Annotated in this window: 14 protein-coding genes; 9 read left to right on the top strand and 5 right to left on the bottom strand. The window is 70.1% G+C overall.

Features of this window, described 5'->3' with window-relative positions:
- Positions 1 to 67 precede the first annotated feature (67 nt).
- Entirely contained in the window at positions 68 to 544 is a 477-nt protein-coding gene (locus AXA68_RS11700) for an NUDIX hydrolase (protein WP_066416922.1), read from the bottom strand.
- Between the two features lie 170 nt (positions 545 to 714).
- Here AXA68_RS11700 and AXA68_RS11695 point away from each other — a divergent pair, with 170 nt between their 5' ends.
- Positions 715 to 1,503 (top strand): inositol monophosphatase family protein, encoded by a 789-nt coding sequence (locus AXA68_RS11695; protein WP_066416920.1) that lies wholly within the window; start codon positions 715 to 717, stop codon positions 1,501 to 1,503.
- Between the two features lie 8 nt (positions 1,504 to 1,511).
- On the opposite strand, the gene AXA68_RS11690 is transcribed toward AXA68_RS11695, so the two are convergent.
- Positions 1,512 to 2,486 (bottom strand): transcription initiation factor IIB, encoded by a 975-nt coding sequence (locus tag AXA68_RS11690; RefSeq protein WP_066416918.1) that lies wholly within the window; start codon positions 2,484 to 2,486, stop codon positions 1,512 to 1,514.
- A 409-nt stretch (positions 2,487 to 2,895) separates the two neighbouring features.
- On the opposite strand from AXA68_RS11690, the gene AXA68_RS11685 reads away from it, so the two are divergent.
- The 3 genes from AXA68_RS11685 (at position 2,896) to AXA68_RS11675 (ending at position 5,447) form a co-directional block, all read left to right on the top strand.
- On the top strand, positions 2,896 to 4,131 hold the full coding sequence (locus AXA68_RS11685) for a M24 family metallopeptidase (RefSeq protein WP_066416916.1): 1,236 nt from the start codon (positions 2,896 to 2,898) through the stop codon (positions 4,129 to 4,131).
- Between the two features lie 129 nt (positions 4,132 to 4,260).
- Positions 4,261 to 4,632, top strand: a complete 372-nt coding sequence (locus AXA68_RS11680; RefSeq protein ID WP_066416914.1) for a DUF5518 domain-containing protein — start codon at positions 4,261 to 4,263, stop codon at positions 4,630 to 4,632.
- A 617-nt stretch (positions 4,633 to 5,249) separates the two neighbouring features.
- Complete coding sequence (locus tag AXA68_RS11675) at positions 5,250 to 5,447, top strand: hypothetical protein (protein WP_066416912.1); 198 nt, start codon at positions 5,250 to 5,252, stop codon at positions 5,445 to 5,447.
- A 105-nt stretch (positions 5,448 to 5,552) separates the two neighbouring features.
- Here AXA68_RS11675 and AXA68_RS11670 read toward each other — a convergent pair whose 3' ends face one another.
- Both AXA68_RS11670 and AXA68_RS11665 read right to left on the bottom strand, forming a co-directional pair.
- A complete protein-coding gene (locus AXA68_RS11670) occupies positions 5,553 to 5,951 on the bottom strand; it encodes an OsmC family protein (RefSeq protein ID WP_066416909.1) in 399 nt (132 codons plus the stop codon).
- 79 nt (positions 5,952 to 6,030) lie between these two features.
- On the bottom strand, positions 6,031 to 6,750 hold the full coding sequence (locus AXA68_RS11665; protein WP_066416907.1) for a metal-dependent hydrolase: 720 nt from the start codon (positions 6,748 to 6,750) through the stop codon (positions 6,031 to 6,033).
- A 216-nt stretch (positions 6,751 to 6,966) separates the two neighbouring features.
- Here AXA68_RS11665 and AXA68_RS11660 point away from each other — a divergent pair, with 216 nt between their 5' ends.
- The 5 genes from AXA68_RS11660 to AXA68_RS11640 all read left to right on the top strand — a co-directional run bounded on the left by AXA68_RS11660 (position 6,967) and on the right by AXA68_RS11640 (position 11,525).
- A complete protein-coding gene (locus AXA68_RS11660; RefSeq protein ID WP_066416905.1) occupies positions 6,967 to 8,094 on the top strand; it encodes a zinc ribbon domain-containing protein in 1,128 nt (375 codons plus the stop codon).
- Positions 8,095 to 8,183: 89 nt separating this feature from the next.
- Positions 8,184 to 8,927: a fumarylacetoacetate hydrolase family protein gene (locus AXA68_RS11655; RefSeq protein WP_066416903.1), complete on the top strand. Its 744-nt coding sequence runs from the start codon at positions 8,184 to 8,186 to the stop codon at positions 8,925 to 8,927.
- Between the two features lie 228 nt (positions 8,928 to 9,155).
- Positions 9,156 to 10,250 carry a histidinol-phosphate transaminase gene (gene hisC / locus AXA68_RS11650; RefSeq protein WP_066416901.1) on the top strand — a complete coding sequence of 365 codons (1,095 nt, stop codon included), beginning with the start codon at positions 9,156 to 9,158 and terminating at the stop codon, positions 10,248 to 10,250.
- Entirely contained in the window at positions 10,247 to 10,864 is a 618-nt protein-coding gene (locus tag AXA68_RS11645; protein ID WP_066416893.1) for an adenylate kinase family protein, read from the top strand. The genes hisC and AXA68_RS11645 overlap by 4 nt, the downstream gene beginning before the upstream one ends.
- A gap of 58 nt (positions 10,865 to 10,922) precedes the next feature.
- On the top strand, positions 10,923 to 11,525 hold the full coding sequence (locus AXA68_RS11640) for a CDP-alcohol phosphatidyltransferase family protein (RefSeq protein ID WP_066418577.1): 603 nt from the start codon (positions 10,923 to 10,925) through the stop codon (positions 11,523 to 11,525).
- Positions 11,526 to 11,605: 80 nt separating this feature from the next.
- On the opposite strand, the gene AXA68_RS11635 is transcribed toward AXA68_RS11640, so the two are convergent.
- Positions 11,606 to 12,088 carry a cupin domain-containing protein gene (locus AXA68_RS11635; RefSeq protein WP_066416892.1) on the bottom strand — a complete coding sequence of 161 codons (483 nt, stop codon included), beginning with the start codon at positions 12,086 to 12,088 and terminating at the stop codon, positions 11,606 to 11,608.
- Positions 12,089 to 12,171 lie beyond the last annotated feature (83 nt).

The raw sequence follows: 12,171 nt of genomic DNA, 5'->3' as shown, positions 1-12,171 counted from the left end.
TCGGTCGTGGCGCGTCCCTACGGGATCGCCCCGCGTCGTCCGCCGATCGCTCCCCGTCGTCGCGCGATCACTCCGCGTCGGCCACGGCCGCTATCGCCTCGCATCCGAGGCTGATCACGTCGGCGTCGAACCCGCCCGCCCGAAGCTCCTCCGGGGTGTACCACGACCACTCGTCGGCGCCCGCCTCGTCGTCGCCGGCGGGATCGATCCGGCGGCTCGGGACCCGCGCGTAGTAGAGGTGATCGATGTGCTGGTGGCTCACCGCCCCGTCGGGGTGGACGTCGATGTCGTGGAGCATCTGGTGGGCCGGCTCCGGGAGCGGCCGCCCGTTCGGCGACTCCACGTCCGCGCGGTCGGCGACGAGCTCCGCCTCCAGTCCGGTCTCCTCGCGGACCTCCCGCAGCGCCGCCTCGTGCGGCAGTTCGTCGCGGTCGATGTGGCCGCCCGGCGGGAGGTGGATCCCCAGCCGGTCGTGCTCGTGAAGCGCCGTCGCGCCGTCGTTGACGACGTAGGTGGTCGCCGTGAAGTGGCGGGTCGTCTCCATACGACCCCCTCGCCCCGACGCGGTTTGTGCGTTCGGGACGCCGACGGCGCGTTCGACCTCGAGGCGGCGACACATCGTCGCGCTGTCGACACATCGTCGCACCGACGGGGGTCCCCTCGCGCCGACGCGTCTCGTCGGGTTCTTTGAGGGCGGTCGTCGAACGCTCGACCATGACTGACCGCGATGCGATCGATCTCGACGCGATCGAAGCCGTCGCTCGCGCGGCGGTCCTGGCCGGCGGCGCGGAGCTCCGGGAGCGGTACCGGAACGGCGACGCCGCCGGCGAGTACGGCGCGACCGACGTGAAGGCGGCGGCCGACGAGGCGGCGGAGGCGCGGATGCTCCCGGTGGTCCGCCGTGCGTTCCCCGACCACCCCGTCTTCGCCGAGGAGGCCGGGCGCTTCGACGGGACCGGCCCCTACCGCTGGGTGATCGACCCGCTCGACGGCACGAACGATTTCACGGCGGGGCTGCCGACCTTCGCCGCGTCGGTCGCGGTCCTCGAGAACGAGGAACCGGCGCTCGCGGCCGTCAGGCTGCCGGCGACCGAGGAGACGTACCTCGCGCGTCGGGACGCCGGCGTCGTCTACGAGGGCGAGCCGGTGACCGCCGACGGCGACGTCCCCCTCGAGGCCGGCACGGTCGCGACGATCGTCGGACGCGACGTTCCGCGGGATCCGGCCCTCTCCGGACGGGCCGACGCGATCCGTGAGGCGCTATCCGGCGAGGTGAAACGGGTCATCGACAGCTGGGCCCCGACGGTCCACTCCGGGCTCTTCGCTCGCGGGCGGCTCCAGGGACTCGTTCAGTTCCATCCCGACGAGGAGGAGCGGGCGGTGACGGAGCTGTTCGCGTCGGCGGCCGGCGCGGCGGTCCGTCGGGACGGACCGCTGTACGTCGCGGCGTCCGACGAGGACCGGTTGGACGCGCTGTGGACCGCGGTCGACGGCGTTCGGTGAAAAGGCGATCAGTTGACGGTGATGCCGTCCTCGGCCTCGAGCAGCTCGTGGTAGCGGTTGCGGATGGTGACCTCGGAGATGTTCGCGACCTCGCTCACCTCGCTCTGGGTCACCTTCTCGTTGGTGAGGAGGGCGGCGGCGTAGACGGCGGCGGCCGCGAGGCCGACCGGCGACTTCCCGGAGTGGAGCCCCTGCGACTTCGCGGTGTCGAGGAGCCCCCGGGCCCGACGCTCCGACTCGTCGGAGAGCCCGAGGTCGGAGGCGAACCGCGGGACGTAGCTCTCGGGGTCTGCCGGCTGGATCTCCAGTTTGAGCTCGCGGACGACGTAGCGGTACGTCCGGGCGATCTCGTCCTTCTCCACCCGCGAGACGCCGGCGATCTCGTCGAGGCTTCGGGGCGTGCCGGCCTGTCGGGCCGCGGCGTACAGCGACGCCGTCGAGACGCCCTCGATGGATCGGCCGGGAAGGAGGTCCTCGTCGAGCGCGCGGCGGTAGATGACGCTCGCGGTCTCGCGGACGTTGTCCGGCAGTCCGAGCGCCGAGGCCATCCGGTCGATCTCGCCGAGCGCCTGTTTCAGGTTCCGCTCCTTCGAGTCGCGCGTCCGGAACCGCTCGTTCCAGGTGCGGAGCCGCTGCATCTTCTCGCGCTGGCGGCTCGAGAGCGACTTCCCGTAGGCGTCCTTGTCCTGCCAGCCGATGTTGGTCGAGAGCCCCTTGTCGTGCATCATGTTCGTCGTGGGCGCGCCCACGCGGGACTTCTCGTCCTTCTCGCGGGAGTCGAACGCGCGCCACTCCGGCCCGCGGTCTATCTCGTCCTCCTCGACGACGAGCCCGCAGTCCGCACACACCGTCTCGCCGTGTTCGGTGTCCGTCGCGAGCTGGCCGCCGCACTCGGGGCAGCGCAGCTCCTCGTCCGCGGCTGACTCGGGTTCCTGTTCCTCGTCGACGTGCTCCGCCGTGTAGGTTCGAACGTTGTCGCTCATTGTGTTTGGATCGGAGGGGACCGCGGGACCGAAAGATGGGTCTATGTTCGGTTTTTCCTCACCTCTCGGTAAGGACGCGACATATTTAAATCTTCTCCTCGATCTCGAACGTGAAAAGACGGTCGAGACGCGCGTTTGAGGCGCTCGAACTCCGATTTTTTCGCCTCGGGCTCCGTCACGGTTCTCCGTGATCGATCGGTGGGATCCGGCTCCCGGATCGGATATATATCGGTTTCGTCCACCCCCGGTCTTCCGGCCCGTCCGTGCTCTCTCCCGTCTCCGCTTCCTCTCCCACCCATGGCCCTCTCTCGTCTACGTTTCTTTCTCGTCCACGTCCTCTCTCGTCCACGCTCCTCTCCGCCGTTTCCGTGAAGCCAATCGATTTACCGTTCGCCCCGTCAGAACCGTCATGAACCGGACGCAACTCGACCGCCTCCTCGGCGGCCTCGACACCGACGGCTACCTGCTCGACGCCTCACAGGACGACGCGAACCAGCTGTACCTCTCGGGCTTTACGGGTCCCGACCCCTTCCTCACCCTCCACGCCGACGGCGAGGTCCACCTGCTCGTCTCCGGGCTCGAGTACGGCCGCGCGCGCACGGAGGCGGCCGCCGACACGGTCCAGCGCCACGCCGACTACGACTACGAGTACGGCGGGCGCGAGGAGCGCTACGACATGTACGCCCGGTTCGTGAGGGACAAGGACGTGGGATCGGTCTCCGTGCCGCCGCGGAGCCCCGTCGGGACCGCGGACGCGCTCAGGGAGCGGGGGATCGACGTCGTCGTCGACGGCGACGACCTTCTCGGCGAGGCACGGGCGGTCAAGACCGACGAGGAGATAGACGCGATCCGGGAGGCCCAGCGCGCGAACGAGGCGGCGATGCGCGCCGCGGAGTCGCTGCTCGCCGCGGCCGACGTGGCCGGCCGCGGGAGCGGTGACGGGAGCGGGGACGAGGCGGCAGACGTCGCCGTCGACGAGAGCGACGCCGCCGGCGAGACCGTCGAGCCGGGCACGCTCCTCCACGACGGGGAGCCGCTCACCAGCGAGCGGGTCGCGGAGGAGATCGAGGTCGCGCTGTTGCGCCGCGGCTGCGCGCTCGACGAGACCATCGTCGCCGGGGGCGCGCAGGCCGCGGACCCCCACGACCGGGGGTCGGGGCCGCTCCGGGCGAACGAGCCGATCATCGTCGACGTCTTCCCGCGGTCGAAGGCGACGAAGTACCACGCCGACATGACGCGGACGTTCTGCGTCGGCGAGCCCGACCCCGAGGCCCGCGAGTGGTACGACCTCACCGAGCGTGCGCTCGAGGCCGCCCTCGACGCCGTGGAGCCGGGCGCGACCGGCGAGGAGGTCCACGCCGCCGCCTGCGAGGTGTACGAGGCCGCTGGCGAGCCGACCTTCCGGACCGACCCCGAGACCGAGACCGGGTTCATCCACTCGACGGGCCACGGAATCGGCCTCGACGTCCACGAGTCGCCCCGGCTCGCGAGCGGTGCCGGCGAGCTGGAGCCGGGCCACGTCGTCACCGTCGAGCCCGGCCTCTACGACCCCGCGGTGGGCGGCGTCCGGCTCGAGGACCTCGTCGTCGTCACCGAGGACGGCCACGAGAACCTCACCGACTACCCGCTCGAGTTCGTCGTCTGAGCGGCTCGTCCGATCCCGATCACGGAACTCGCTGTGGAACTCACGACCCGACCGCGGGGGCGACGGAACCGACGGAACCGACCGCGGAACCCACAAGACGTATGTCGCCTCCCGCGAGAGGGTTCGGGCGTGAACGCCGACGATACCCTCCTCAACGCGATCATCGGCGCGGTCGCGACGATCGCCCTCTCGTTTACCGGGATCTCGCCGGTCCTCGGCGGCGCGCTCGCCGGCTATCTCGACGGCGGCGACACCGGCGACGGGCTCCGGATCGGCGCGGTCTCCGGCGCGATAGCGTCCATCCCGGTCGTCGGATTCCTGCTACTCGTGCTGCTCGTGCTCCCGTTTCTGGGAGTCTTCGGGTTCCCGATCGAGGCCGGCATCGCCGTCGGGGGCGTCGTCGTATTCGGAGTGATCGTCGTGGTCGGCGGGATCGCCTACACCGTGGCACTGAGCGCGCTCGGCGGGCTCCTCGGCGTGTACCTGAAAGAGGAGCTGTGAAGCGAGCGGTGACTTTCGGGGATTCCGGGCAAGCTGGCCAACGCGAGCACCTCGAAGGACGTTATAACTCCCGTCAGGGGAATTGATGTTACGATTAAATAGCTAACATCTCCGGTAGAGTCAGCGTGCTACTAGTACGGGTGTTTCGTGAGTGATCGAGGTGATGAGAAACCGATAGTTGTTGGCGCAGTAGACACTTCCAAAGCCCCAGTCGTGAGGACTCGCGCGGCTTGCTGCGGTCCTCAGTCGTTCGCTCCGCTCACTCCTTGCGGTCCTTGCTGCGCCGTGCTTCGTCCTCGCGACTGCCCCTTTGAGTCCCACCCGACCGCCACGCAACCGCACCTCACGCCTCCCCAGCCTCGCGGCTCCCTGCTCGCGGCTTCGCCGCTCGTTTATCGAGGTACTCACTTCGTTCGTACCTCGCCACGCTCGCCGCGTCCCTCGCGGGCGGTTCGTGCCCGCCGGGCGCTCACCGGCGCGCCACCGCTCGGGCGATCGTTCACTCCTTCACCTGTGTCCAACGAACGCTCCTCCCAGCGCCGACTCGCTGGCGTCGGGTCGAGACGAGCGCGGGTCTCGACCTCGCGATTTATCCCGTCGCTGTTCGTCGTCCCGGTATGTCGAAACCGCGGCCGAGCTATCGGGTTCTGCGGCTCCTGTGTGCGAACTTGGCCGGCATGGTCGCGTTCCTCGCGGCGTACGTCGTCGCCCGCGATCCCCGCGTGGCGGTCGCGGCCGCCGCCGTGATCGCCGCCATCGGCTACGTCGCCTCGAGCGTCGTCGTCGACTACGCGGCCGGCGGGGCGAACGCCTGATCGGGTCGGGCTCGAAAAACGGGTGGCGACGACCGGTCGTCGACGGCCGATCGTCGAATGGCGGTTCTCGAAGGGTGGTCGTCGAAGAGCGTGCCTCGGTCCGTCTCAGAACGCGCCCGAGTGGACGGCGATGTCGGCCTGAAGCTCCTCGCGAACCGCCGAGTGGACGTGACAGATGTCCTCGCCGCGCTCGACGATCTCCGCGGCGGTGTCGTTGTCGAGGTCGGCCTCGACGTGGAGGTCGAAGGCGATCGATTCGAGGTCGTCGTCGTCGTCGAGCTCCGCGCTCGCGTCGATCTGTACCTTCCCGAGGTCGTCCTCGCCGCGCTGGCCGCCGCCGACGCGGAACGCGGGGATGAAACAGGAGGCGTACGTCGCGACGAGGACGGCGTTCGGGTTCGGGCCGGTCTCGTCGGTCGCGTCGATCTGAAGGTCGAACTCGCCGACCTGGCTCGTACACGCGTATCCCTCCTCGCAGACGGTGGTGGTCTCGATGTCGGACATGTCGTCTCCGAGGTGGGCTCGGGCGGGCCTAAAACTTCCTATCGGTTCCGATAGCGGCCGATTCCCTCGCGTTCGGGACTCAGAGCGTGTAGGTCTCGTCTCCCTCCAGGATCACGGGCTCGGCGGCCGCGCCGGCCGCCTTCACCTCGTTGACGAACTCCCGCGTCTCGATCTCGATCGGCGGGAACGTGTCGTAGTGCATCGGGAACACCACGTCGGCACCAACCCAGTCGGCGGCGATGCCGGCCCCGGCCGGCCCCATCGTGAAGTGGTCGCCGGCGGGCAGCGCGGCGGCGTCCGGCTCGAGGTACGGGGCGATCACGTCGACCATCTCGGACATGAGGCCGGTGTCGCCGGCGTGGTAGAACGTCGTACAGTCGGGGTCCGACTCCTGGGTCGGCTTCTTGTCGCCGATCACGAAGCCCGTGGGCATCCCCGCGGAGGTGCCGTACCCCGTGTCGATCCCGTTCGAGTGGTCCGCGCGCACCATCGTCACCCACGCGTCGCCGCACTCGACGGTGCCGCCGATGTTCATCCCCATGCCGCCCACGGCGTGCTCGTGGCCGAAGGTGTCCTGAACGTACCCGACCAGCTCGGGGGTCGCGACCACCGTCGCGTCCTCGTACCGGTCGGCGTCGGAGATGTGGTCCGTGTGCCCGTGCGTCAAGAGGAGATAGTCCGGGTCGAGCTCCTCGGGGTCGACGTCGGTCTTCGGGTTGTCGAAGTGCGGGTCGATCAGTAGTTCGGTCTCGTCGACGACGACGTGCCACGTCGAGTGGCCGTGCCAAGTGAGCTCCATGGTCCGGTCGGTACGTCTCGGCGGAGACTAATAAACCTCGACGCCGCGGAAGACGGATCCGCGGCCCGGACGGCGGGTCACGAGCCCCTCGCGAACCCGGAGGATCCAACGCGATCCGCCGCCTTCGCCTCGGATCCGCCGACTCCGTCTCCGATCCGCCGACTCCGCGTTCGCCCGACGAAAGCGATAACGGACGGGAGCGCGAACGTCGAGTGGATGCCCTCCGAGCCCAGCGTCAGCGGCGTGTCCTCCGCGTGTCCGGCGTGCGGCGAGTCGGTGCCCGCCGGAGCGAGCTTCTGTCCCGACTGCGGCGTCGACATCGACGCCTCCCTCCCCGCCCGCTGTCCCGACTGCGAGGAACGATTCGCCGACGACGACCGGTTCTGTTCGAACTGCGGCGCGGCGCGGTCGGGATCGCGGACGGCGACCTCGACCGCGTCAGAGTCCCGCCGAGCCCCCGGTTCGGAGCCGTCCGCCTCCCGTTCGGACCGATCCGCGTCTCGGGGCTCGCCTTCGGACGAGAGTCAGCGCGCCTTCCGCTGGCGGGTCCAAGAGCACCTCGACGCCGGCTGGGAGATCGAACGGGACGACGGCGACCGCGTCGTCCTCGTCGACAGGGGGATCGGCTCCGCCGGCGTCCACGTCCTCCTGTTCTTGACCACCGGCGGGATCGGGAACGTCCTGTACGCCTGGTGGCACTACTCCGAACTGGCCGAGCGGCTCCGGCTCGTCCGGGGCGATTCGACGACTCCCCGCCCTCCGTCGAACGCCGGCGAGGGAACGGTCGAGACCGTCTCCGCGTATCTGTTGAGCGGGCTGCTGTTGCTGATCGGCGGCTGGATCGCGGCGGTCGCGGCCATCGGCGGATCGTCGGGATTCGCGCTGATCGGGATCGGGTTCGCCCTGCTCGGTGCCGGGACGGCCCCGCCGGTCCGTCGGCGGCTGAAACGGCGACACGGCCTCGCGGCGTTCGGCCGGCTCCGCACCGTCGACCACCGGGTGCTACGGCCGACGGAGCGGGTCGAGGAGCCCTGCGTCGTCTGCGGGGAGGCGTTCGACCGCGGGCTCGTCCGCCGCCGTCGCGACGAGACGGTGGTGGCGGGAGTTCCCCTTTTGACCCACGACGAGCGGTACAACCACTACTGCGCCGGGTGCGCCCGCGAGGAACTGTTCGGGCCCGGCGAGGTCCCGATCGACGACGCGACGGACATCGATCGGGAAACGGCTGCGTCGGACATCGACCGGGAGACGGCGGCGTCGGAAGCGGACGAATCGGAGACGACGGAAGCAACGCAGTCGGGGGTCCCGGGGGAGACGAACACGGATCCGGCGCGGGAGCGCTGACGTGCCCCGGTCTCGCGAGCGCGGTCCGTCCCGCCGGCAACAACCGACCCATTCAGGAGGTCTTTAACTATCACGGTCAATTCGGTGGTATGCACTACGCACGGTTCCGCGACCCGGCCGGATCGGTTCGGAAAGGACGCTACGACCCCGAGACCGAGACGGTCGCGTTCGGCGACGACGTGTACGACTTCGACGACCCCGACATCGACGTACTGCCGCCCGTCGACCCCTCGAAGATCGTCTGTATCGGCCGCAACTACGCGGAACACGCCGCCGAACTCGGCAACGACGTGCCCGACCGACCGCTGCTCTTCTTGAAGGGACCCAACGCGCTCGCAGGCCACGGCGACACCGTCACCGCCCCCGAGGGGAAAGACCGGATCGACTGGGAAGCGGAGTTCGTCGTCGTGATCGGCGAGTCGTGTAAGGATGTCGCGGCCGAGGACGCGATGGACGTCGTCGAGGGGTTCACCTGTATGAACGACGTCTCGAACCGGGACGACCAGAACCGCGAGCAGAACTGGGTCCGCGGGAAGGCGTTCGACAACTCCGCCCCGCTCGGTCCCGTCGTCGCGACGCCCGACGAGGTGCCCGACGAGGCGAGCGTCGAGCTCCACGTGAACGGCGAGCAGAAACAGGACGGCCACCTCGGCCAGCTGATCTTCGACGTGCCGACGCTGATCGAGGAGATCACGACGTACCTGACCTTGGAGGAGGGCGACGTGATCGCCACGGGCACCCCCGACGGCGTCGGTCCGCTCTCGGACGGCGACACGGTCGAGGTCACCGTCGAGGGCGTCGGCACGCTCGAACACGACGTCAAGATCCCCTGATATCGGGGCCGAAACGCCTTCAGTCGTCGATTTTCTCCCCGACGGTTCTCCCGGTCACACCCGGTTGGGACCGGTCGCCACCTCGATGCGGACCGGTCGCACACCACGTTTCCGGTGAATCGAGGGGTCGGTCGATCGGGCACCACGCCGACCTCCGACCGGTCGCGTTCGATCACGTTTCGGCCGCGTTCGATCACGCTTAAGGTCGGCCGCCGCCGACCCACGGGCATGCAACCACGGGATCTCTCGGATCACTCCCCGTACGTCCCCGGCCGGGGCGTCGAGGAGGTCGCCCGCGAGCTCGGGATCGACCGGTCGGAGCTGATCACGCTCTCCTCGAACGAGAACCCCCACGGCCCGAGCCCGGCGGCCGTCGAGGCGATCCGCGAGCACGCGAACCGCGTGAACGCCTACCCGAAGTCCTCGCACGCGGACCTCACCGACCGGATCGCCGAGGAGTGGGGCGTGACGCCCGAACAGGTGTGGGTGTCGCCCGGGGCCGACGGCTCGATCGACTACCTCTCGCGAGCCGCCCTGGAGCCGGACGACCGGGTGTTGGTGCCCGATCCCGGCTTCGCCTACTACGCGATGTCCGCCCGGTACCACCACGCGGGCGTCGAGACGTACCCGCTCTCGATCGACGACGGGTTCACGCAGACCGCCGAGAACGTCCTGAGCGCCTACGGCGGCGAGCGGATCGTCTACCTCACCTCGCCGCACAACCCGTCGGGATCCGTGATCCCCCTCGAGGAGATCGAGACGATCGCGGACGCGACCGCCGAGGAGACCCTCGTCGTCGTCGACGAGGCCTACGGCGAGTTCGCGGACGTCGACAGCGCGATCCCGCTCGTGAGCGACCGCGACGACGTCGCCGTCCTCCGGACGTTCTCGAAGGCGTACGGGCTCGCCGGCCTCCGGATCGGCTACAGCGTCGTGCCCGAGGCGTGGGGGGAGGCGTACGCCCGCGTCAACACCCCGTTCGCGGCGAGCGAGCTGGCGTGTCGGGCCGCGCTGGCCGCGCTCGACGACCCGGACCACGTCGCGGAGTCGGTCGAGACCGCGCGGTGGGCCCGCGAGTACATCGGCGAGGAGCTCGACGCCGGGACGTTCGAGTCGGCCGGGAACTTCGTGCTCGCGCGGGTCGGCGACGGGAGCGCGGTCGCCGAGGCCGCCAGGGAGCGCGGCGTCATCATCCGGGACTGTACCTCCTTCGGCCTCCCCGACTGTGTCCGGATCTCCACCGGGACCCGCGAGGAGACGCGGGAGGCGGTCGACCGCCTCAACGACGTACTGGCGGATCTCGAACTCGAGGCGGAAGCGTGACGGGAACGGACGGAGACGCGACGGACGACCGCCCGGATCGCGTCGCGAGCGCGGGGGTCGACGACCGCCCCGATCGACCCGCGAGTGCGGGGGCCGGCGACCGCCCCGACCGCGTCGCCGTCACCGGCACGCCGGGGACCGGGAAGTCCACCGTGACGGACCTCCTCGCCGACGAGTACGACGTGATCCACCTCAACGACCGGATCAAGGGGAACGACGACCTCTGGACCGAGCGCGACGACGAGCGCGACACCCTCGTCGCCGACCTCGACGCGGTGGCCGACCACCTCGGCGACTGGAGCGGCGTGCTCGACTCGCACTTGGCGCATCACTTCGACGTCGACCGGGTCGTCGTCCTGCGGTGTCATCCGGAGACCGTCGAGAGTCGGCTCCGCGAGCGCGGCGAGTCGGCCGCGACCGCGGCGGAGAACGCCGAGTCGGAGGCGCTCGACGTGGTCCTCTCGGAGGCCGTCGCGGCACACGGCGTGGAGAACGTCTACGAGGTGGACACGACGGATCTGGAGCCCGAGGCCGTCGCCGACGCGATCCGCGCGGCGATAGAGGGCGCGGTCGAGCCGAGCGCCGGAACCGTCGACTTCACCGACTACTTATGAGCCGGGCGGGCGTTGCGGACGGTCGAACCATGTGCCCGTCCTCGGAGGGGAGACCCGCGTGACGCTGGACCGGTTTCGGTCGGTCGCGGACCGCCTGCTCGGCCCGTGGGTGCGAGCCGCCGACCGGCTGGGGCTCTCGCCCGACCAGGTGAGCGTGCTCGCGTTCGGCGCGGCCCTCCTCGCGGCCGGCGCGTTCGCGGTCGCCGACCCCGCGTTCTACGTCCTCGGGTCGCTCCTCGTGTTGCTCAACGGCTGGCTCGACCTCGTCGACGGCGCGCTCGCCCGCGAGCAGGCGGTCGCCTCGGACGGCGGCGACCTGCTGGATCACGTCCTCGACCGCTACGCCGACATCGCCGTCATCGCGGGCTTCACCGCCGGGATCGACGCGTACGCGCTCGGGTTCCTCGCGGTGACCGGCGTGTTGATGACGTCGTACCTCGGCACCCAGATCCAGGCGGTCGGGATCGGCCGCGAGTACGGCGGCCTCCTCGGGCGCGCCGACCGGCTCGCGCTGATGGGGATCGTCGGCGTCGTCGTCGCCGTCTACCCCGACCCCGTCGTCGCCGGGCTCAACGCGGTCGCCCTGCTGCTCCTCCTCTTCGCCGCGGTCGGTCACCTCACCGCCCTCCAGCGGTTCCTCGGCGCGTGGCGGGACCTGTGACCGACGTCCGATTTTTCGTGACCGGCGGCCGCTTCCCGTGACCGGCGCCGCTTCCGCCTCCCCCGCATGAACTCGCGAACCTACTCCGGGCCGGGCGTGAGCCGGTCGACCGTCGCCCCGCAGGCCGCACACGAGAGCACGTAGTCGTCGCCGTCGACCGCGTAGCTCCGGTCGCTCTCCGCGCCGCAGGCGGGACACTCCTCCTCGATGACCGCGCCGTCGCTGTCCTTCGGCGCGCCGACGGCGATCACGCGAGCGGGCGTCTCCCCGACGGCGCGCGCCAGGTTCGTCGTCTCCGGCGGAACGAAGACCGCCTCGCCGGCCGTCACGGGCAGGACGCCGTCGTCCAGTTCGACCTCGAGTGCTCCCTCGAGGACGTAGAACAGCTCCTCGTGGTCCGGGTGTCGGTGGGGTCCCCACGGGAGCCGCTGGCCGGGGTCGGCGACGTAGTAGTTGAACCCGAACGCGGTCGTCCCGAGGGCCTCGTCGACCTCCTTCTTGTGACGGGTGGGGTTCGGCGCGTCCGGAAGATCTTCGACGGCGACCTTTTTGGCGTCGGTCATGAGCGGGGGATCGGCCCTCACCGGCTTACCACTTGTGCGGATCCGAGCCCGGCCATCGAGTTTAAAAGCGTCCGCCCGAAACG

Source organism: Halorubrum aethiopicum, from assembly GCF_001542905.1.
Classification (GTDB): Archaea; Halobacteriota; Halobacteria; order Halobacteriales; family Haloferacaceae; genus Halorubrum; species Halorubrum aethiopicum.
Note: the sequence above shows the minus strand (reverse complement) of the source record. Positions and strands in the feature narration are given on the sequence as shown.